The organism is Jiella soli (assembly GCF_020615385.1).
Classification (GTDB): Bacteria; Pseudomonadota; Alphaproteobacteria; order Rhizobiales; family Rhizobiaceae; genus VKMB-3413.
The window spans coordinates 133,528-154,695 of sequence record NZ_JAJAVB010000022.1; the positions used below are offsets into that span (position 1 = coordinate 133,528).

General features: G+C 67.4%; 18 protein-coding genes and 1 pseudogene. 11 read left to right on the forward strand and 8 right to left on the reverse strand.

Annotation, left to right across the window (positions count from 1 at the left end; genetic code table 11):
* Positions 1-206 precede the first annotated feature (206 nt).
* Positions 207-356, forward strand: a pseudogene (locus tag LH400_RS26500) (DUF922 domain-containing protein); the annotation flags it as partial.
* Between the two features lie 42 nt (positions 357-398).
* Here LH400_RS26500 and LH400_RS12170 read toward each other — a convergent pair.
* The 3 genes from LH400_RS12170 to LH400_RS12180 all read right to left on the reverse strand — a co-directional run bounded on the left by LH400_RS12170 (position 399) and on the right by LH400_RS12180 (position 3,122).
* Positions 399-1,073 carry a DUF1007 family protein gene (locus tag LH400_RS12170; RefSeq protein WP_229152975.1) on the reverse strand — a complete coding sequence of 225 codons (675 nt, stop codon included), beginning with the start codon at positions 1,071-1,073 and terminating at the stop codon, positions 399-401.
* 19 nt (positions 1,074-1,092) lie between these two features.
* Entirely contained in the window at positions 1,093-2,265 is a 1,173-nt protein-coding gene (locus LH400_RS12175) for a nickel/cobalt transporter (protein ID WP_229152976.1), read from the reverse strand.
* Between the two features lie 158 nt (positions 2,266-2,423).
* The gene (locus tag LH400_RS12180) at positions 2,424-3,122 is read right to left on the reverse strand and encodes a DUF1007 family protein (protein WP_229152977.1); all 699 of its coding nucleotides are present in this window, start codon (positions 3,120-3,122) and stop codon (positions 2,424-2,426) included.
* A gap of 316 nt (positions 3,123-3,438) precedes the next feature.
* Between LH400_RS12180 and LH400_RS12185 the strand changes: the two genes are divergently transcribed.
* From LH400_RS12185 to LH400_RS12210, 6 genes are all read left to right on the forward strand, one after another.
* Positions 3,439-5,475, forward strand: coding sequence for a hypothetical protein (locus tag LH400_RS12185; RefSeq protein WP_229152979.1), 2,037 nt, complete (start codon positions 3,439-3,441; stop codon positions 5,473-5,475).
* Between the two features lie 164 nt (positions 5,476-5,639).
* On the forward strand, positions 5,640-9,041 hold the full coding sequence (locus tag LH400_RS12190) for a hypothetical protein (RefSeq protein ID WP_229152980.1): 3,402 nt from the start codon (positions 5,640-5,642) through the stop codon (positions 9,039-9,041).
* A 1-nt stretch (position 9,042) separates the two neighbouring features.
* Positions 9,043-9,870 carry an FTR1 family iron permease gene (locus tag LH400_RS12195; RefSeq protein ID WP_229152981.1) on the forward strand — a complete coding sequence of 276 codons (828 nt, stop codon included), beginning with the start codon at positions 9,043-9,045 and terminating at the stop codon, positions 9,868-9,870.
* Positions 9,867-11,270 carry an FAD-dependent oxidoreductase gene (locus LH400_RS12200; RefSeq protein WP_229152982.1) on the forward strand — a complete coding sequence of 468 codons (1,404 nt, stop codon included), beginning with the start codon at positions 9,867-9,869 and terminating at the stop codon, positions 11,268-11,270. Before LH400_RS12195 ends, LH400_RS12200 begins: the two co-directional genes overlap by 4 nt.
* A gap of 64 nt (positions 11,271-11,334) precedes the next feature.
* A complete protein-coding gene (locus LH400_RS12205; RefSeq protein WP_229152983.1) occupies positions 11,335-11,916 on the forward strand; it encodes a hypothetical protein in 582 nt (193 codons plus the stop codon).
* A gap of 133 nt (positions 11,917-12,049) precedes the next feature.
* On the forward strand, positions 12,050-13,381 hold the full coding sequence (locus tag LH400_RS12210) for a hypothetical protein (protein WP_229152984.1): 1,332 nt from the start codon (positions 12,050-12,052) through the stop codon (positions 13,379-13,381).
* 6 nt (positions 13,382-13,387) lie between these two features.
* Here the strand turns inward: LH400_RS12210 and LH400_RS12215 are convergent, their stop codons facing one another.
* The 3 genes from LH400_RS12215 to LH400_RS12225 are packed head-to-tail and all read right to left on the reverse strand — an operon-like array spanning position 13,388 to position 14,887.
* A complete protein-coding gene (locus tag LH400_RS12215; RefSeq protein WP_229152986.1) occupies positions 13,388-13,846 on the reverse strand; it encodes a hypothetical protein in 459 nt (152 codons plus the stop codon).
* Positions 13,843-14,418: a hypothetical protein gene (locus LH400_RS12220; RefSeq protein ID WP_229152987.1), complete on the reverse strand. Its 576-nt coding sequence runs from the start codon at positions 14,416-14,418 to the stop codon at positions 13,843-13,845. Before LH400_RS12220 ends, LH400_RS12215 begins: the two co-directional genes overlap by 4 nt.
* Positions 14,419-14,422: 4 nt before the next feature.
* Positions 14,423-14,887 carry a YbjP/YqhG family protein gene (locus LH400_RS12225; protein WP_229152989.1) on the reverse strand — a complete coding sequence of 155 codons (465 nt, stop codon included), beginning with the start codon at positions 14,885-14,887 and terminating at the stop codon, positions 14,423-14,425.
* A 221-nt stretch (positions 14,888-15,108) separates the two neighbouring features.
* Here LH400_RS12225 and LH400_RS12230 point away from each other — a divergent pair, with 221 nt between their 5' ends.
* Positions 15,109-16,155: a histone deacetylase family protein gene (locus tag LH400_RS12230; protein WP_229152991.1), complete on the forward strand. Its 1,047-nt coding sequence runs from the start codon at positions 15,109-15,111 to the stop codon at positions 16,153-16,155.
* Positions 16,156-16,206: 51 nt separating this feature from the next.
* Here the strand turns inward: LH400_RS12230 and msrB are convergent, their stop codons facing one another.
* Entirely contained in the window at positions 16,207-16,614 is a 408-nt protein-coding gene (msrB, locus tag LH400_RS12235) for a peptide-methionine (R)-S-oxide reductase MsrB (protein ID WP_229152992.1), read from the reverse strand.
* A 153-nt stretch (positions 16,615-16,767) separates the two neighbouring features.
* Here msrB and LH400_RS12240 point away from each other — a divergent pair, with 153 nt between their 5' ends.
* The 3 genes from LH400_RS12240 (at position 16,768) to LH400_RS12250 (ending at position 19,851) form a co-directional block, all read left to right on the forward strand.
* The gene (locus tag LH400_RS12240; protein ID WP_229152993.1) at positions 16,768-16,980 is read left to right on the forward strand and encodes a hypothetical protein; all 213 of its coding nucleotides are present in this window, start codon (positions 16,768-16,770) and stop codon (positions 16,978-16,980) included.
* Between the two features lie 155 nt (positions 16,981-17,135).
* Positions 17,136-18,905, forward strand: a complete 1,770-nt coding sequence (gene ggt, locus LH400_RS12245) for a gamma-glutamyltransferase (RefSeq protein WP_229152994.1) — start codon at positions 17,136-17,138, stop codon at positions 18,903-18,905.
* A 37-nt stretch (positions 18,906-18,942) separates the two neighbouring features.
* Entirely contained in the window at positions 18,943-19,851 is a 909-nt protein-coding gene (locus LH400_RS12250; RefSeq protein WP_229152995.1) for an SHOCT domain-containing protein, read from the forward strand.
* Between the two features lie 162 nt (positions 19,852-20,013).
* On the opposite strand, the gene LH400_RS12255 is transcribed toward LH400_RS12250, so the two are convergent.
* Positions 20,014-21,168 (reverse strand): DHA2 family efflux MFS transporter permease subunit (locus LH400_RS12255; protein ID WP_229152997.1); only part of this gene is annotated, 1,155 nt, incomplete at its 5' end.

Consider the following 21,168-nt stretch of genomic DNA (forward strand, 5'->3'; position numbering starts at 1 on the left):
TATAGTGAACGCATCTTTGCCAAACGGGCTTAATATTTTTCAATCTTTCGATCTTGCTAAGCTTAATCCCCGGTAAATTCAACTCGAACATGCTTAATAGACATGGTTAATCAGGTGGTGCGACAGAAGCCGACGGCACGGAAGTCGCTGTCCGATCAATGAGTTGATCCTGCCGTGCCCTTCAGACATCGCGATCGTCCGGCAGATTGCGCGCGTCTCGCGGCAGGACGAGCGCTTGCGCTGCGAGGACGCGGATCGTCTGGCGCGTCCTGGCAAGAGACATCCGCCAGCACGAACTGACGCATGTGGCGATCGCCAGGGGCTGGCTGGCACGAACGGAACTCGCCTTGCGAGGGCTAAGGCGGGAGGAAGCGCCTTTCCGGCCTTTGCCTCGCGGCTCAGCGGCAGTCGAGTTCGAGCCGGGTCGCCAGAACCTTCGAGAAGTCGACGCCATCCTCCGGCATCGGCACCGTCTGGTCGCTGTTGAACCGCGCGATCGAGTTCATCCAGCGCGTCGCGGCCTCGTCGGGCGACGGCACCACGAACGCCTTCTTGCAGAGGACGGGCAGGTTCTTCTCGATGAAGTGGCTCTCGTCGGGAAAATTGAAGGCGACGAAATAGGTCTTGTCGTAGACCGAGAAGGTGATCGCCTCCTTGGTCAGGTCTACCTCGCTCTTCGGCTTCATCGTGAAGACGAACAGGAGCTTGCCCTTCTTGGCGTCGTAGGTCACGTCGAAGGTCGAGGGCGGCTGCATGGCGATGTCCTCGGCGCCGCGACTGACGAAGGTGTAGTAGGACCACTCTGCGATCGAGCTCTCGACCTGCTTGCCCACGGCTTCGAGTTCGGGCTTGTCCAGCCGGCCGTTGCCATCGGCGTCGAAGTCGGGGATGACGCTCGCCGAGAAGAGTTCGTCCATCGACCAGATATTCCTGATCTCGGCGAGCCGGCCATGGCCGTCGCCGATGATCTCCATCTTCGCGTCGACGAAGACATGCGGATGCGCCGAGGCCGCGCCGGTGCTTAGAGCCACAAGGGCGGCGGCGAGGACGCCGAAAGCCCCGATTCCTCGCAAAATGTGACTCCGGCGCATGTCAGCCTCCCTGGAGGACCGCGCCGACGAGCGTCAGGCCGAGCAGCAGAATGATCAGCGCGCCGCCGATCTCGAGCCCGTCCTGGACGAGGCCGCCGAACCGTCCGCGTCCACTCGCCTTGAGCGCCAGCGTCTTGGCGAAGACGGCGAAGGTGGCGAGCGCCGAAACGGTGATCGCCGTCCCGAGCGCCATGGCCAGCACGGACAGGATTCCGCCGAGATAGAGGCTATTGAGGAGCGAGAAGGTGAGGACGACGATCGCGCCGGCGCAGGGCCGCAGGCCGGTCGAGAAGACCACCGAGGCGGCGGTGCCGAGCGACAGTCGCCTGCCGCCGAGCGCGGCCGGATCGGACATGTGCGGACGGCCGCAGCCGCAGGCGTCCGCATCCTCGGCGGTGCAGACTTCCGCGGCATAGCCGCCGGACGCGTTGCCGACGAACCGGTAACCGCTTGCCGAAGCGGCCGGCCCTCCCCCGGCAGCCGAACCCGGAGCGGAAGCAAGGCTCGGATGCCGGACCCGGAAGGTCGGCGCTCTCATCGCGGCCCTGCCGGTCTCGGCCGATAGGCCGGCTCCGGCTCCGACTGGGACCGACCCGGAACCGAGGCCGAAGGCCGGGAACAGCCGCCGCCGGCGACCGATCGTCCAGAGTTTGCGGGTGAGGAGGACCGCGCCGAAGAGTGCGACGAGGCAGTAGGAGCCGAACTCCAGGGCATCGGTGGCGTTGGTCATCGAGACCCCGGTGCCGCGCAACACGTACCAGCCGAGCCCGACGACGACGAGCGCCGAGACCGCCTGCAGGAGGGCTGAGACGAAGGACAAGAGGACGCCGCGCCTCAGCTGCACCTCGTTGGCGACCATGTAAGAGGAGATCACCGCCTTGCCGTGCCCGGGACCGGCGGCGTGGAAGATGCCGTAGGCGAAGGACAGGCCGACCAGATAGAGGAAGCCGCCCGGTTCGGTGCGCATGGCGACCAGTGCATGCCGCAGGGCGTCGAAGAATTCCCGCTGATAGAGCGTGACGACGGCGAAGAGGCCGGCGAATGGCCCGCTCGGCGGCGCCATCGTGTCAGCCGTGCCGATGCCAATCGAGGAGCGAGCCAGCGCCGGATCGAAGCCAGCCAGAACAAGGACGAGCGCGGCGGCTGACAGGAGACTCGCTTGTTTCACCCGCATGACGCATTCCCCTGTGTCCCCGGCAGCGCGCGACGGCGCACCGGCATCGTTCGGCCCGTGCAGCCCGATCGCGCGATCGCAGCGCCATCGGCCATAAGAATGGCCGAACTTTGAGCGGAGCCAGACCGCGGCCGCTCGCGTCAGGTTGCGCCCGCCCGTTACCCGCAGCGGATCTCCATGCGCGCGGCAAGGATCTGCGAATAATTGACACCATCGGCCGGCGCTGCATCGTCGGGCCCGAGCGCCGCCATCGCCTCGATCCACTTCTTGGCTGCCGCGTCCTCGTCGGGCCGGACGAAATTCGTGCGGCATGCCGGGGGCATGTCGACCAGCTGGAAGCTGTCCGCGTTGAAATCGAAGGCGGTGTAGAAGGACTCGTCGAAATTCGACACGGTCAGCGGGTGCTTCGCGAGGTCCAGCGGCTCTTCCGCCCGCATCTCGAAGAAGAGCAGGAGCTGACCGTCCTGATCGAGCGCGTGAATGGCGTCGGGCGGCGCCAGCTTCACCTGGCGCCCGTTCGTCGTCACCGAGGTGTAGAAGGAATATTCGGCGATCGAATCCCGGATCGTCTTGCCGACGTCCTCGAGTTCGTCGTCGTCGAGCCGGCCATTGGCGTTCTTGTCGAACTCGACCAGCACCTGCGAGCTGAAGAGCTCGTCCATCCGCCAGACATTGCGGATCGCGCCGAGGGCTCCGCCGGCTGCGCCGACGATCTCGACGTGGGACTGAGCAAAGACGTGCGGATGCGCTGCAGCCGGGCGAACGGCGCCGAGGCTCAGGCCGGCGACCCAGGCGGCGATCGTCAGCGACACCGGCAGGAAGGTGGGGATGCGGGTAGACAGACCGGGGCCCTCCACGTTGGTCCTTGCACTTCGAGCCCAAGAGCATGGCCGAAGTTTGGAGCCCGTCAATCTGTTTCGGGGACTTCCGCGGCTCGAAGTATTCGTCCGCCGAGCCAGCCGAGAATCAGGCAGACTGGCAGAACGTCGCAGGCACTCTTTAGAAGCCTTCAAAACGGCCAGTTTAGAAGCTTTTAAAACTGAATACAAAAATCAAGTTTTCTCTTGCGACGACAAAACGGCCGGTGCTACGACACCCCTCGCCCGCTGCGGAAACTGATCGTCCGATCGCGGATCCGCCCGAAATCGCTCATCCGGAAGGGACCTTAGGGGAATGAGACGAACGCTTGCCTTTTCGTTGCTTTGCTGCACCGTTGCCGTACCGCCCGCGCTCGCGCAGGAACAGGTCGCGCCGGTCAAAGTGACTGTGACCGACAAGAGCTTCGACGTTGGGGCGGGCATGTTCGCCTATACCGAGTACGAGCTGTCCGGCGAACCCTTGGCCGAATCCCTCGGCCTCGACCTAGACATTCTCGATCCCGATCAGGCCAATCAGCCCACGCCGTTCGACTTTGCCGCCGGCATCGACACCTATGAATATTCCGAAGAGGCGATGTATGCGGTGAACTACGCCTCGCAGCTCGGGCCTCATCTCGCCAACGGGCCGGTCAATGCGGCCCGCGGCGGCACGCTGGCCGATCTCGGCAAGCGGGTGATCACCCTCGCCGGCGCGGTCGGCTTTTCGCCGGACGAGTTGCAGCAGAACCTCTACCCCCTCACCTTCCCCTTCGCGAAGGGCATGCCCGAATACGGCCAGTCCGTGGACATGACACAGGTCGGCAGCGACGCGGTCGATGCAACGACCCATTCGGGCGAAGAAAAGAGCCTGAAGACGGTGGTTCCGGCCTATTACCGCGACTTCAAGACCCTTGCCTGGAAATCAGATGCCATGGACCGCGTCTTCACGCCGACCGCCGCGGGCGGCGAGATGCTGAAGGACGTGATGTGGTCGCAGGACTTCCTCGGCGGCATGCATGTGAAGTCCTCCGACGAGGAGGTGAGTGACGTCGAGGACGCCAAGCTCGACCAGGACGGCACCCATGCGCTGGGCGTCTCCTCGGCGGACGGCATGAATGGCATGCTCCTTACCGAAATCACCTGGGACAAGCTCAGGATGCTGCGCGACCGATTCGGATACGACGGCAAGACGCTCGGCGCCAAGATCGGCCCGCAATACGATCCCAAGACCAATCCGGTGTGGTTCCCGGAGCGCGTTTCCGTCGATGTGGCCGAGAAGAACGGCGTCAACGCGGTCGGCGATCTCAAGGTGGTCGACGGCGGCTCCTCGCTGCGCGATGCCTGGATGATGCTGTGGCCGCTCGGCGAGATGTACGGCTTTTCCGACCAGCGCTCGGCGAACAAGAACCAGAACAAGGCGTTCCTGGCAGTCTTCGACGGCGATCCGTTCCCGGCTGCGCCGCAAGCCAATCGCGGCACGGACAGGTCGGCCTATGAGTCGGCGGACGATCCGTTCTCGCTCACCGAGACCCTGTCGAACATGACCTTCAAGAATCTGGACGCCCTGCACTACAATACCGACCTCAAGACCTTCGTGGACTCCTGGTCGGACGGACAGATGGGCGACGAGGTCACCACCTTCGACGCCGCCTATGCCATCGTCGCTCTCGACATCTACGAGCGCGCCGTCGACGCCCTACCCGTCGGCTATGCCTCTGCCTCCAGCGGCGATCCGCTCGGCACGCCCGAGGGCAAGCGCGCGACGGCGCTTATCAAGGCCGAGGCGGACTTCATCGTGAACAGGCTGATCGGCGAGGACGGCCTCGTCGCCGACAGCTTCGCCGCCAAGACCGGCGCTTCGGACAAGCACTCGCTCGGAACGCAGTTCGCCGCGATCCGCGGGCTCTCGGCCGCCTTCGTCGCGACCGGCGACGAGACCTACCGCACCGCCGCCCGCAAGATCTACGACGCCGTCGAAACGAAGATGTTCGACGAGGCGGCCGGCATCTTCAATCCGAACCCCGGCAAGGCGTTCGAGGTCGATGCGTGGACCGCGGGTGCGGTCGAGGGCGGGCTGCGCGCACTGCTTCAGACGCTGCACAACAAGGAAGGCGAGGACGATCCGCATCTCACCCTCGCCAATCTGACCCAGCGCTACACCCGCTGGTTCCATGTCGCCGGCCGCGGCCTGCAGCTCGCCGAATGGCTGGGCGACAGCGGCGAGCATGTCGTCGATGGCCAGGAGGACGGCGACGCGAACGGCAACGGCATCAATCGGCCCGACATGGCCGGCGGCGAATTCGGCACCGCGCCGGTCATGGCGGCCCGGATCGAGATCGATCCGACGAAGTAAGAACGGGGACGGCCGGGTTTGACCCCGCCGTCCCGACAATGACGAGCAGGCAGAGAGTGGATAACGGGTTTTCCACGCGGCACGAGGTGAGCGCGGCGGACATTGCGATAAAGCGGGGGCCTGAAAGGGCTCCCGCTTCGGCGCGTCCGCCGCATCGCGTCGTCGTGCCTGCCCGTCAGCCGGCAGCGGAGCCGCAGCCGGTCGCGCCCGAGCCTTTCTGCCATCGCCCGCGCCCGTCCCGCCTGTCGCGCAGGCTGGCACGGCCGGCGGAATACGTCCTCTACCTCCTTCTCGTCACCGGCGCTCTGCTGTTCGACCCGTTCGGCCTGCCCTTCTCGGTGATGCGCTGGGCGATCTATGTCCACATCGCCTGTGCCGTCCTCCTGGTGCCGACGCTGCTGGTGCCCTTCTGGCTGTCGCACCGCGGCATGCTGACCGGCAGCCGCCGGGCCTTCCAGGTCTGGAGCGGCCGCGTCATCGAGGTGATGCTCGTCGGCCTTGTCGCCGGCGGGACATGGCTGCTGGCGATCGGCAACAACGGCACGCTGTCCGGCGCGGTCGCGCATTGGAGCCATCTCGGCCTCTCCCTGCCGCTCGCCCTTCTCGTCGCGGTCCATGCCTGGCGCTACGGCGTCCTGCGCCGGCTCCTGGGGCTCGGCGTCTTCCTCCTCGCCTTCGGCGCCAATCCGTCGCCGGCCGCCGACGCGCCGCATCCGGCAGCCGTCGAGAGCGGCTCGCTCGTCCTGTCGAACGACGCCTCCGGCCTGTGGAGCGCCAATTTCGACGCGGGATCCGTCTCGAAGGTCGACCGCCAGAGCGGCGAGCGCCTCGGCGAGGCAATCGTCGGCGGCGACATCCGCAACCTCGCCTTGAATGCCGACGAGAGCCTCGTCGCTGCGACCGACGAGACCGGCGGCGCGCTCGATCTCATCGATCCCGCTTCGTTCACGCTCGAGCACAAGGTGAGCCTAGGCGGACGGCCGCACGGCGTCGTCTTCGACAGGCGCAACGATCTCTTCTGGGTCACCGCGACCGAAGCGGGCAAGCTCTACGGCGTCGCCGAGGACGGCACGATCAGGGTCGACATGAAGGTCGCCGAGACGCCGCGCGGCCTCGCCCTCCTCTCGGACGGACGGCTGCTCGTCACCCACGCCTTCCTCGGCACCGTATCGATCTACGATACGACGAGCCTGCCACTGAGGCTGGAGAAGACCATTACCCTCGCCGAAACGCAGGATCCGAACGAGAGCGTTTCGCAAGGCCTGCCCCGCGTCCTCGACACGATCGCGGTCTCCCCGGACGAGAAACAGGCCTGGCTGCCGCACGAACTGTGGAATTTCGACCACCCGTTCCAGTTCCAGTCGACGGTCTTCCCGGCGATCTCGGTCATTTCGCTGAAACCTGGCGGCGAGGAAGAGGCCGTCTCGCGGCGCAAGCAGCTGTTCAAGCAGATCAACATCGTCGAGGACGGCAACCGCACCCGGATCGTTTCCAACCCCTATCAGGCGGCATGGGCGAAGGACGGCTCCAAGGTCTATGTCACCATGGCCGGCAGCGAAGACCTCGTCGTCTTCGACCCCTCGCGCGCCCTGCCGATCACCTCACGATCGAAGAAGGCGAAGACCACGGAGGGCGCCAAGGCGGTCCAGATCTATCGCCATCTGCCCGGCCAGAACCCGCGCGGCCTCGTCGTCGACGGCGACGACATCTTCGTCCAGAACGCCCAGAGCCTCGATCTCTCGAAGCTCTCGACCGGCGGAACCGGCTCCTTCGCCAAGGTGAAGGGCGTCTCCGACAGCTTCGCCAGGCTGGTCGAGAAGGACCCGCTCCCGCCGGAGCTTCGGCGCGGCGCGAGGCTCTTCCACCTCGCCAACACATCCGCCTTTCCGGACGCGCCGATGGCCGGCGACAACTGGATGAGCTGTTCGAGCTGCCATGTCGACGGCTTCAACTATTCCAACCGCTTCCTCTTCCGCGACACGCCGGTCGACAAATTCCATTCCGCCTTCACCGGCCACGGCTCGATCAAGAATTTCGTCGCCGGCGACTTCGTCGGCGACTACATCCGCATGGCCCAGAACACCCAAGGCGGCATGGGCGCCGATACGCACTTCGATACGCCGAAGACCGATCCGGCGCAGCCGGACGAGACGGTCAAGGCGATGATGACCGACCTCCACGCCTATGTGACGTCGCCCGGCAATCTGCCGCTCCTGTCCACCTGGCTTCGCGGCGAGGACGGCACCGGTTCTGTGGATCCGACGGAATGGCAGAACTCGGCCGTCTGCGGGACATGCCACGCGCAGGTCTTCAAGGACTGGGCGAACTCGATGCACCATCTGATGGGCCAGTCGAACCCCTACTACATGGTCATGGAGGACATGGCCGCGAAGGTCGAGGGCGAGCCGTTCCGCAAGTGGTGCATGGGCTGCCACTCGCCGCAGGCGGTGCTGACCGGTGCGCTGAAGACAGCGGGCACCTCCCATCTCTTCGACCGGGACGGCGCGGCGCTGGTCGCAGAACTCGCCGACTATGTCCACACCACCGACGAGGGCGCCGGCTGCATCCTCTGCCACCGGGTGGACAAGCTCGAGGACGCAGGGCCGACGGCCGGCGGCAATGCCAGCTTCTCGGTCTCGCTGAAGGATCGCGAGCGATTTCCTGGCGAGGATTCCGACTGGTCGGCCCTGCGCTGGGCCGCCCACCGCGCGATCCGCGCAAAGCCGGAGACGCATGCGCAGTCCTATTCCAGCCCGGAAATCTCCAGCCCCGAGCTCTGCGCCTCCTGCCACGAAGAGTTCTCGCCCGGCACCGGCGCCTTCATCGCCGGGACCTATTCGGAGTGGGCGGCATCGCCCTACAACGCCCCGGACGATCCCCTGCGGAACCGTACCTGCCTCGACTGCCACATGCATTCCGACATCGACAGGATCGGCGAGGCCGTGCCCGGCCAGTCGACCGACGGCGGTCCGGTGAAGCCGAACGTCCGCAGCCACCAGTTCACCGGCGCGCAGTACCATCTCGTCGGCCTGCGCGATCCCAAGCTGAGGGATATGTCCGTCGCGCTCCTGCGCCGGGCCGCAACGCTCGACGCACGGCTGGACGAGAAGGGCCAGATAGTCCTGCGCGTCACCAATAGCGGGGCCGGCCACAATCTGCCGGGTGGGGTGTCGGACCTCAGGCAGATGTGGCTTCAGGTGACCGTCACCGACGCCGATGGCAAGACGGTGCTGACCTCCGGCCGGCCGGGTCCCGGCGGCCACTTGCCGGAGGACGTGCGCATGTTCCACAAGGTGCTCGGCGGAGAGGACGGCGAACCTGTCGGGCTTCTCTTCTGGCATTTCGGCAAAATGCTGAAGGACACGCGCATCCCGCCCATGCGCCACCGCGACGAGACCTTCGCGCTGCCGCCCGGCACCGCCTATCCGGTGACCGTCGATGCCAAGCTGATGTTCCGCACCTTCGCGCAGAGCGTGACCGACCTCGTGCGGCAGCAGCACCCCGAAATGCCGGCCCCCGAGCCGGTCGAGATGAACCATCTGCATCTGGTACTAGGTCAGGACTGACATGCTGGTCACCTTCCTCATCGCCTTCCGCGAGAGCCTTGAGGCGTTTCTCCTCGTCGGCATCCTCATCGCCTATCTGAAGCGCATGGACGCCGGCCGCTACGTCAAATGGATCTATGTCGGCGTTGCCGCCGGCGTCCTCGCCTCGTTGCTCGGCGCCTTCGTCCTGCAGGTCGTCGTCGACCAGTTCTCCAACGATGTCTACCGCGCCTATCTGTCCGCCGGCATCATGATCGCCGCGACCATCGCCCTCACCTACATGGCGATCTGGATGCAGAAGCAGGCCAAAGCCCAAACCGCCCACGCCACGCAGCAGTTGGAGAGCTATGTGACTGCCGGCAATGTCTTCGGCGTCGCCATCCTCGCCTTCATCTCCGTCTGGCGCGAAGGGCTGGAGACGGTGCTCTTCTTCTCCGCGCTCGCCTACACCGGCGAAACGATCTCGCTGCCGGGCTTCCTCGTCGGAGTTCTCGCGGCGATCGTCCTCGTCTGGGTGCTGATCAGCGGCACGCGCAAGGTGCCGCTCGGCACGCTGTTCCGCTGGACGAGCCTGCTCCTGATCGTCGTCGCGGCCGGACTGCTCGGCTCGGCGGTGAACACGCTGCAGGGCGTCGACATCCTGCCGGGCTCGATTACGCCGCTCTTCGACCTCTCGGGCATCCTGCCCGACCAGGACGGGATCGGCGCCTTCCTGCGCGGCCTGTTCGGCTATAATGCCTCGCCGACGCTCTTGCAGTTCGCTGTGTGGATCGCCTTCCTGGTCAACGCCATCGTGCTGTGGAGCCGGAGCTACACGTCCACTCCCGCACGGCCCATCGTTCGAGCATGATGATCGGTGACGTTCCCCGCCATGTCGTCGTCATCGGCGCCGGCCCGGCCGGCCTGACGGCGGCGCATGAGCTGACCGAGGCCGGCATCGCGGTGACCATCCTCGAACGCGGCAAGGATCTCGGCGGCCTCGGCGGCACGACCAGCTTCGAGGGCCTCCACGGCACCTATCGCTTCGACTTCGGCGGCCACCGGTTCATTACCCACAATGCCGACCTGTTGCGGCTGGTCGAGGAACTCGTCGGCGACGATCTCCTGACGGCGACGCGTCACAGCGTCATCCGGTTCGGCGGCCGGACCTACGACTATCCGCTGTCGCTGAAGAACCTCCTGAAGACCGCGCCGCCGGGCCTCATCGCCGGGGCGAGCCTCGATCTCGCCCGGCTCGCGCTCGGCCGCCGGGCGCCCTCGGACGACAGCTTCGCCGCCTGGATCGAAAGCCGTTTCGGCCGGACGCTCTACCGGACCTTCTTCGAGGGCTATACCGCCAAGCTCTGGGGCATCGACCCCAGGCAACTGTCCGCCGACTGGGCTGAGCAGCGCATCAGCCTCGTCGACCTGAAGGAGGTCGCCCGCCGGCTCCTGCCCGGCGCCGGCCAGGGTCCGCGCACCTATGCCCGCGGCTACCGCTATCCGCGCCACGGCTTCGGCATGATCTTCCAGCGGCTTGCCGAAAGGGTGATCCGTCAGGGGGCGGTCGTGCGCACGGGCGTCACCGTCAACGGACTCGCTACGGGTGGCGGCCGCGTCCGCGCGGTCCTGACCGACAAGGGGCCGCTCACCTGCGACGCCGTGATCTCCTCGGTGCCGTTGCCCGACATGGTCGCGATGACCGGCGGCGCGTCGTCGCTGAAGTTCCGTGGTCTGCGCTTCTTCAACATGGTGATGGCGACGCCGGACGTGTCGCCCTTCACCTGGCAGTACCTTTCAGACCCGGACATGCTGGCGACGCGGCTGCAGGAGCCGCGGCGGCGCTCGCCGCAGATGTCTCCGCCCGGCATGACCTCGCTGATGCTGGAGATCCCCTGCGATCCGGGGGACGCACTCTGGACCGTCGCGGACGACGTCCTCTTCGAGCGCGCCTGCGGCGACTTGCGGCGGCTCGGCATCGACGCCTCGAAGGCGACGGGCGAGTATTTCAGCGCCCGCACCCCATACGCCTATCCGGTGATGGATCTCGCCTACCGGGCCGAGCGCCGGCGCGCCTTCGATCATCTGAGACAGTTCGAGAACCTGATCCAGTGCGGCCGCCAGGGGACGTTCCGCTACGTCTTCACGGATGCCGCGATGGAAACGGGACAGATGGCCGCGCGCGGGATCCTCTCGCGCAGCGACGTGCGCGAAGCTATTTACGAGCACCGCAACGAGCGGACCGTGATCGAGACCGAGAGCATTGCCTGAGCAGTCGGCCGGGCGAACGGCCCGGCGGGGCGGCAGCGCCCGAGGAAAGGGAGAGGGAGAGACGATGCGCTTCACCACCATATTGGCCGCGCTGATCCTGGTCGTTGCTGGCTGGGCCGGCCGGGCCGAGGCCTATTCCTATGCCGCGGCCGGCGCCGAGCCGCTGCTCGACGGGCGCGAGGCGCTGATGAGCGCCGCCGCCAAGGGTGACTGGGACGCCGCGCAAGCCGCCCTTGATGGGATGAAGGCGGATCTCACCTATCTCGACGAAAACGACGATCCAGGCATCGCCAAGGTCTTCGCAGACGCCCTGGCGGAGAAGGATGCCGGCGCGCTCCACCAGGCGCTGATGCGCGCTTATGCTGACGAGATCGAGCGCCGACTGGCGGGCGCTAAGGACAATCTGAAGGACTACCAGACCTCCAAGGTCCTCGTCGTCAAGGCGCAGCGCTTCTACCAGGCGATGGCGCCGGACCTTCCGGAAGACAAGCGCAAGACGATCGAGGACGGGCTGAAACAGGCGCTGGATGCGATCGGCAATCCCGGCGTGTTCGGCGTCGGCGCGTCCGATCCCGATCCCGCCGCCTTCGCCGCCGCCCATGCCAATGTCGTCGCGGCGCTGGATGGTATCGGCCGCACGGGCTGATCCGCTGCTCCCGACCTCACCGGCGGCGTGCCCCCCCGCCGCCTCTTGCCCGCGCGGCCCCGCACGCCGCCTTTCCGCAGCTCTGGCCGGGTACCCCGCGCTCGCCGCCGGCTGGGTCCTTGCGGCGCTGCTGTTGGCCGCATGCGCCGTCTTCCTCTTCGCCCATCCGGCGGCGCTTTCCTCCGACGACGCGCTGTATTTCTCACGCGGGCTCGTCCGCTTCTCGATCCTCGACTTCTCGCCGCAATTTCCCGGCTATCCCGGCTTCATCGCGCTCGGCCGGCTGCTCGTGCCGGTCGCGGGGGGCGATCCCGTCGCTGCGCTCTTCGACCTCTCCGTCCTGTCGGCTCTCGCCCTGCCGCCGCTGGTCGCCTGGACCAGTTTCGCGCTGACCGGACGCGCCGCCGCGGCGCTCGCCGGCTTCGTCCTCGCGCTCGCCCAGCCGCTCCTGCCGACGCTGGCGCTGAGCCTCCTCTCCGACGGGACGGGCCTCGCCTTCCTTCTCCTCTTCCTCGCCCTCCTCGCAGCCTCGCGCGGCCGAGCCGGCACCGTCTTCCTGGCCGGCATCGCGCTCGGCATCGCCGCCTGCTGCCGTCCCTCCTATGCGGCGCTGTTCGCCGGAGCCCTGACCGGCCTCGCCTTCACCCGCCCGCGCGACCTCGTGCCGGCGATCGCCGGCGCACTCGTCGTCGGCATCCCCGCGCTCCTGTTCCTCCTGTCGCGCGAGGGCACGCTGCTCATCACCGAGGGCCTGCGCTTCACGCTCGGCCACACGCTGATCTGGGGCAACACGGTCCTGGCTGCCGCCCCTGCCGGCGGCCCGCGCGGCGGCTGGTGGTCGGCGGTCGCGGCCATTCCCCTCGGCCTGCCCCTCGCTTTCGCGACGCTCGTCCCGCCGGCGCTCGCCCTCACGCGGTCGGGGCCGAGACGTCCCGCAATCGCAGCGACCGTCGGAGCGTTCCTCGGTCATCTCGTCTGGGTTCTCCTGATGCAGAACCCCGACCATCTGCGCCATCTCGCACCGCTGCCATTTCTTTCAGCCATCCTTGCCGGACTGCTGGTGGCCGAACGCCGACGCGTGGGCACCGCAATCGCGGCGGTCCTTCTCGCTCTGGAGATCCTGGTCTCGGCTTCGAACCTGGGCGGCAATGCCTTCGCCGGCCCCCCGCTCGCGCGCGCCGCGGCCACGCTGCGGGCGATGCCGCCGGGCAGCGCCCTTGCGACCAATGAAGGCGTGGCGCTCCTGAGGACCGGGCTGCCGCAGCTGCGGGTCTACGACATGCGCTACCCGGCCGACGCCGCCTACGGTCTCGGCCGTGCGGCCGGTGAGCGGCTGCGCCTGTCGACGACGCGGCTTTCAGCGGGCAAGGTCGTGCGCGAATTCCCCGGCCGTTTCAGCGGCGAAGAAAGCCTCTATCTCTACCGGGCGACTGATGCAGCCGAGATCGCCGCCATGCTGCGCTGACGGCGATCAACCGGCACCCACCGGCTTCACCGGAAAGGTCAGCGGCATGGTGATCGTGCCGCGGTGGTAGGGAAAGCGCGCCCGCTGCAACGGGTCCGGCCCGGTGAAGATCAGCCTCACGCGGAACGAGACCGGGCTGACACAAAGGAGATAGTCGCGCAGCGGCTTGTCATCCGGCACGAACATCGGCCGCGTCAGATAGCGCCGGTCGTCGCGGACCCAGGCCGGAATCTCCGGCAGATGCCAACGCCTTGCCAGATGCTCGCCGACGCCGCCGAGAAAGGCGTTCGCCCGGTCGTCGTCCAGAAAGCCCGGGTCCTGCGCGATCATCGCCAGCTGCTTCGTGAGCTCGCCGTCGGCAGCGTAGAAGCTGTCCAGGAATTCGCGCAGGTGAAAGTCCCAGTCGCCCGCCTCGCCATCCTGCCGGGCGCGCTCCGCCACCTCCGCGAGCGAGACCGGCCTCATGGGGAGGACCGTCCTTGGCCGAGGACAGCTGCCAGGCGAAGCCGTACCTGGTCGGGCGGCGGCTCGTCATGGATGGCGACGTAGAGGTCCAGGAGGTCGGTGATGTCCGTCATCCCGAGATGGGCCGCGAGCGCGCGGGCGTCTTCGAGATCGCGATCGCCGCGGTCGAAGGATTCCAGGGCCTTCAGCTTCATGGCCAGGAGATAATGCGGCCGAGCGACGACGATCCGCAACCCCGCCGCTGCCCCCTCCGGATAGCTGCCGGCCAGTTGAAAAAGCTCGTCGGGCTCGTCGAGCGGGGTGAACATGCCGACCGAGTTGTTCAACCAGTCCGCAGTCAGCCCCATCGTCTCGGCCACCCGCGCCACGGACGGCGCCAAGAGCGTCTCGTCGAACCCTCCCCGCACCACGGCGTCCACGTCCTCGGTCGAATGCCGCCATTCGAACTGCATCATCAAGGCGCTGCCGCCATAGACGGCGAGTTCGACGAAGGCACCGCGCCGCGACAGGTCCTCGCCCAGCAATGTCAGCGCCTGGTGCAGCCTGCCACGGTCGAGCTGGCGGCGGTCCATTCCGCTACCGGCAGAGACCGCCGAGCGTCCACTCGCCGATCACGCTCTCGATGTCGGCCACCTTCCAGGCCCCCTTGTCCTGGCGAAGCGTCCAGATGAGCTCCTGGGCCTGGCCGAAATTCTTGAAGTCCGCGGTGACGACGGCGGCGTCGCCCTTCATCGCGCCGTCGAGCTTCAGCGTCTTTGCGACCTCGGCCTCGTCGAAGTCTTGGCCGTCGAAGACGAAGGAGAAGTCGAGGCAGCTTTCCTCGCCCTCCGGCGCCGCGGCCGCTCGCTGGATCGTATCGAGAGCCGGACCTGTGAACCGCCTCGGATCGCGCTCGTCGGCGTCGGGATTGGCGTAGAAGGCGCGCACCGTCTCGACGGCGCCCTTCAGGCTCTTGTCGGCGGCATGGCCGGAAGCGGCCGGCAGCGCAAGAAGCGCGGCGACGGCGGCAAGAAGAATGCGGGTAGCGGGCTTTGCGCGCATGGGGGCGTCCTCGACGATGAGCCGGCAATCTGCCCTGACGCCCCGTCCGCGGCAAGAGACCGCGTCAATGTCGGCTGGAAGGACCACGGGTGTGTCACGCTACCGGCCGGCGGGAACGACGATGTCCCGTTCGGCCGCACATTTCCAAGGGGCCGGAGATTGCCGATCCCGCCCCCCGAACCAGTTCCCCCACCGAGAGGCCGGACACATAAGGGGACACCATGCGCCTGTTCTTTTCCGCCGACCAGCTGCTCCATCGGCCGACGCAATACGGCGTCCATGGCCGGCTGGTCCGGCCGCTCGAAAATCCCGATCGGGCGGAGACGCTGATCGGCTCGCTCGCCCGGCTCGGCCTTTCGGCGGAAGCTCCGCCAGCTGTGGACCGTGGGGCGGTCCTGAAGGTCCACCCTGGGCATTATGTGGACTTTCTCGAGACCGCCTACGACCGGTTCCAGGCGCTGCCCAATGCCGGACCAGAGGTTCTGCCGAACGCCCATCCCTACTTCTCAGGCGCGAGCGTCTTCGGCGCGCGCCCCGCGCCGAAGACGCAGGGCATTCTCGGCCAGTGCGGCTGGTATATCGGGGACCTATCCTGCGCGATGACGGCGCAGACCTTTAAGGCCGCGCTCGCCTCGGCGTCCACGGCGGCTGCGGCGACCGAAGCCGTGCGCGGTGGCGCGCGTGCGGCCTTCGCGCTCTGCCGGCCGCCCGGCCACCACGCCTATCCGGACCGGGCGAACGGCTTCTGCTTCTTCAACAATGCCGCCATCGCGGCCGAAATCCTGCGCCAGCGCTTCGCGCGCGTCGCGATCCTCGACTTCGACACCCATCACGGCGACGGCACGCAGGCGATCTTCTACGCCAGGGACGACGTCTTCTTCGGCTCGGTGCACACCGACCCGACGGCCTACTATCCGCACTTCTTCGGCTATGGCGACGAGCGCGGCACGGGAGCGGGCGAAGGCTGCAATCTCAATCTGCCGCTGGCGCCCGGCTCCGGCGATGGAGCGTACGTCGCCGCCGTCCGGCGTCTCGCCGAGGCCGCGGACGATTTCGGCGCCGAGGCGATCGTGCTGTCCGCCGGCTGGGACGCCCACCGCGACGACCCGCTGTCGAAGCTTGACGTCTCGACCGCCGCCTATCCGAAGATCGCCGAGATCCTGAAGAGCCTTGCCCGGCCGACCGTCATCGTCCAGGAGGGCGGCTATTCGCTGGCGGCCGTCGCCGAGGCGGCGCCGGCGTTCGTGGAATCCTTCGGCGTCGATTGAGGCCGCTCCTGCCGCCCGGCCAGGAAACAGGCAGGCGGCAGGCAGATGCGATCAGGCGGCTTCCGGCTCGAAGGTCAGCGCGACGCCGTTGATGCAGTAGCGCAGGCCCGTCGGCGGCGGCCCGTCCGGGAAGACATGGCCGAGATGCGATCCGCAGCGGCTGCAATGGACCTCGGTGCGCACCATGCCGTAGCTGCGATCCTCGGTCGTCTCGACCGCGCCCTCGACCGGCGTATCGAAGCTCGGCCAGCCGGTGCCGCTTTCGAACTTCGTCCGCGCCACGAAGAGCGGCTGGTTACAGCCGACGCAGGAGAAGGTGCCAGGGCGCTTTTCCGACAGGAGCGCGCAGCTGCCCGGCCGCTCGGTTCCGTGGCCGCGCATCACCTCGTATTGCTCGGGCGTCAGCAGCTCGCGCCATTCCTCGTCGGTCCGCTCGACCGCATAGGTCTTGGCATCCATGAAAACTCTCCTTTCGGCTGTTCGGGCGCTCGGCGCAGACATCCACCTCTCGCCCGGTCGGGAACGAAGCGCCAGGGTCCACGGTTTTGACGGGGACAGGCGGCGTTCCCCGCACAGATGGGAAGCGCCGGCCCAATCGAGAAGGAGCGAGCCATGAGCAACCCGCCGGACAAGTTCGACAATCAGCAGAACCGCTCCGACGAACAGGACCGCGACCAGGATATGTCCTACCGCGCGAACGCGCCGAAGGCACGGCCCAGCAACGACAACCCCTTCGATCGCCCCGGCAGCGTCGATCCGCAAGGCGGCGAGATCGAGCGCCACCCGGATGAGACCGTGAAGGTCGAGGACGAGCGCGACCTCTGACGCATCTGCGCATCGCGCAGGGTTCCATGCATGCGGCCGTCGCCCAGCCCGGGCAGCGGCCGCTTTCGTCGGCGCACGTGCCGCCGCTCCCGCGGCTTCCCCCGCGCGGCGTTCTGCCATAGGCTCCGGCCCGGCCTGACCCGGAGGATGCGACCATGCTTCTGCGACTGTTTACCGCCCTCCTTCTCGGCATCGGCCTGTGCGGCTCCGCGCCGGCCCTCGCGCAGAAGCAGATCACCGACGCCGTTCGGCCCGAACAGTCTGCCGGCACGCAGGAAAAGACCCTCGCCCGCGCCGAGAAACGCATGGTCGCCGCGGCCAATCCGCTGGCCGCCGAAGCGGGGCTGGAGATCCTGCGCAAGGGCGGCAACGCCATCGACGCCATGGTGACGACGCAGCTCGTCCTCGGCCTCGTCGAGCCGCAGTCGTCCGGCCTCGGCGGCGGCGCCTTCCTCGTCTATTTCGACGCCAAGACCGGCCAGCTCACGACCTTCGACGGGCGCGAGACGGCGCCCGCAGCGGCCGATCCGAAGCTCTTCCTCGACGAGGCGGGCGATCCCCTCTCCTTCTATGACGCCGTCGTCGGCGGCCGCTCGGTCGGCACGCCCGGCACGGTGCGGCTCATCTACGAGACGCATCGGCGCTTCGGCGCTCTTCCCTGGAAGACCGTGGTGCAGCCGGCGATCGACCTCGCCCGCAAGGGGTTCGAGGTCTCGCCGCGCCTCAACACGCTGATCGGCGAGGACGGCAACCGGCTGAAGCGTTTTTCCGGCGCGCGCGACTATTTCTTCGACGAGAACGGCGCGCCGCTCGCTATCGGTTTCCTCCTGAAGAACGAAGCCTATGCGAAGACGCTGGAGACGATCGCGGACGAGGGCGCGGACGGCTTCTACACCGGCGCGGTCGCCGCGGACATCGTCGAGACCGTCCAGGGCGCCGAGGGCAATCCCGGCCGGCTCGCGCTGTCAGACCTTGCCGGCTACCGCATCGTCGAGCGGGCGCCGGTCTGCGCGCCCTATCGCAGCTTCGAGGTCTGCGGCATGGGCCCGCCCTCCTCCGGCGCGCTCACCATCGGCCAGATCCTCGGCATGATCGAGCCGTATGACATCGCGTCCCTCGGTCCCTACAGCACTGAGGCCTGGCGGATCATCGGCGACGCGTCCCGCCTCGCCTTCGCCGATCGCGGCCGCTACATGGCCGACATCGATTACGTGCCGATGCCACTCGCGGGCCTGCTCGACGCCGACTACCTGAAGGAGCGGTCCAAGCTTCTGTCGGGCGACAAGGCGCTGACCAAGGACGCCGTCCAGCCGGGCATGCCGCCCTGGGACCACGCGATGCTCGAACAGGGCGACGACATCGCCATCGAACTGCCCTCGACCAGCCATTTCGTCATCGCCGACGCGGCCGGGAACGTCCTGTCGATGACGACGACGATCGAGAACGGCTTCGGCTCCAGGCTGATGGTCGGCGGCTTCCTCTTGAACAACGAGCTGACCGACTTCTCCTTCGAAACCCATGACGACGAGGGGCGGCCGATCGCCAATGCGGTGGCTCCGGGCAAGCGGCCGCGCTCGTCGATGTCGCCGACCATCGTGATGAAGGAAGGAAGGCCCGTCTATGCGCTCGGCTCGCCCGGCGGCTCCTCGATCATCGGCTATGTCGCGGAGGCGCTGATCGCCGTCGTCGACTGGAAGATGAACGTCCAGGAGGCGGCGGCGCTGCCGCACCTCCTCAACCGCTTCGGCACGTTCGACATCGAGGCCGGCACCAAGGCGGAGGCCCTGGCCGACCCGCTGAAGGCGATGGGCTATGAGGTCAAGATCTCCGACCAGACCTCCGGCATCCACGCGATCGCGATTACGCCGGACGGATTGGAGGGCGGGGCGGATCCCCGCCGTGAAGGCGTCGCGGTCGGTGATTGAGGACGGCGACCGGACGGACGCCTCCCGGGAGAAGAGCATGGACAGACAATCCTCGACCGACGACGCCGCCGAGATCGGCCGGATCAGCGCCGCCACCGGCTTCAGCGAGGACGCGGTGCGCCAGATGGCGGAGGCGATACGCTTCGGCAACGGCACCATGGCGCAGTTCAACCATCCGGAGCTCGGCGGCTTCGGGCAGTGGTCCCATGGCGGCATGCTGATGATCGGCGACATGTTCAACAATGGCCTCAAGGGCCGCGTCGGATTTCTCGCCGAGCAGATCGCCGGGGCGCTGTCGCAGGGGCGCCTTTCGATGCGCAGCCCCTCTTCCGGCGGCTCCTCCTTCGGCGACGCCGGGCAATGGTGGCCGGATGAGCTCGGCCGACCCGCGTCGAGCGGCGCCCAGAACGGGATACGCTACGCGGTCTTTCCCGACGCCGCCCGCCTGGCGCTCGACCGGGGCGGCACGGTCAGCGTTCACGACACCGGCGCGCACCGGATCGGCGGCGTCTCGCAGCAGCAGGGCGGTGCGTCGACCCTCAGATTTTCGAGCCAGATCGGCACGGTCGATGCCGACGAATTTCCGATCGTCCGGACGGCCGTGGCCGAGGAAGCGACGACGTCCGCCCGCGACTTCGGTGCATCGTCCGGATCGCCGCCGGAGACGTTGACTCCCGCCGCACCGACCAACGCAGCACCGGGACCCTCCGATTCCGGCGCATCCGAAGCCCCGCAGCCGGCGATGCCGGAGCCGGTCATGACGCGGGCCGAGCCTGCCCGGTCGGGCGTTCCCGTGGAAAGCGCAGGGACTGCGACAACGGGGAACGAACACCGCGCCGACGACCCAATCGCCCTGCTGCGCCGCCTCGCGGAGCTGAAGAACGAGGGCATTTTGACCGAAGAGGAATTCGCGGCGAAGAAGGCCGAGCTCCTGTCGCGCCTGTGACGGGGATCCCCGGGTCGATTGACCGGACCTTGCACGAGCGCCAGGACGGCGGACGAGCGCTCCCGGCTCCGACGTTGCGAAGGCGGACAGCCGGCCTTCACATGAGGAAACCCGCGAGCGCACGCTGCCAAAGCCCCGGAGGCACCGCCTCCGGGCGAGTCCCTACTCCATCACGGCCGCGTGGCCGCCCTCCTCGCTGTCGGCGGCCTGCCGCTTGGGCGGGCTCATGAAGGCGAGCAGCGGGATGGCGCAGAGCGAGATCAGCATCATCAGCTTGAAGTCGTCGACATAGGCAACCATCGCCGCCTGCGCCGAGACGCTCTGGTTGAGGACGCTCATCAGCGTCGTCTGGTCGAGCGGGAGGCCGCCGACCGCATTGGTGAAGTTCGGGTTGAACGGCGTGATGTGCGAGACGAGGTCGGACTTCGCGATCACCATGTTGTGGGCAAGCTCCACCGAGACGATCGAGATGCCGACCGAGGAGCCGATATTGCGCAGCAGGCTGAACAGCGAGGCCGCGTCGGGGCGGAACCGCGGCTCCAGCGTCGCGAAGGCGAGCGTCGACAGGGGCACGAAGACGAGGCCGAGGCCGAGACCCTGGATGACGCCCGAGACGACGATCGGCGTCTCGTCCATCGTCGTGGAGAAGCCGCTCATCTGGTAGAGCGAGATCGCCGTCAGGATGAGGCCCGTCAGGATCAGGAGCCGCGTGTCGAGCTTGCCGATGATCCGCCCGACCACGATCATCGAGATCATCGTGCCGACGCCGCGGGGCGCGAGGACGAGGCCGGTGGTGACGACCGGATAGCCGAGAATGTTCTGCAGCATGGGCGGCAGCAGCGCGAGTCCCGCCAGCAGGATCATGCCGACGACGAAGATCATCACCAGCGCCATCACGAGGTTCTTGTCGGTGAAGATCTTCGGGTCGATGAAGGCGTGCTCGCGCCCGGTGATATGCAGGACGAAGGCCCACAGACCGCAGATCGCGAGGCCAAGCTCGATCCAGCATTCGGCCGAGGAGAACCAGTCCACCTGCTCGCCGCGGTCGAGGAAAAGCTGCAGCGCCCCGATGAACAGGGACAGCATGGCGAAGCCGAAGAAGTCGAAGCCGCGCTCGCGCTTCGGCGCCTTGGGCAGGAACAGGATCATGCCGGCAAGCGCCAGGATGCCGATCGGCAGGTTCACGAAGAAGACGTAGCGCCAGTTGAAGGTCTCCGTCAGCCAGCCGCCGAGCGTCGGGCCGACGATCGGGCCGACCATGATGCCGGCGCCCCAGATCGCCATGGCCGAGCCGTGCTGCTCCTTGGTATTGATGTT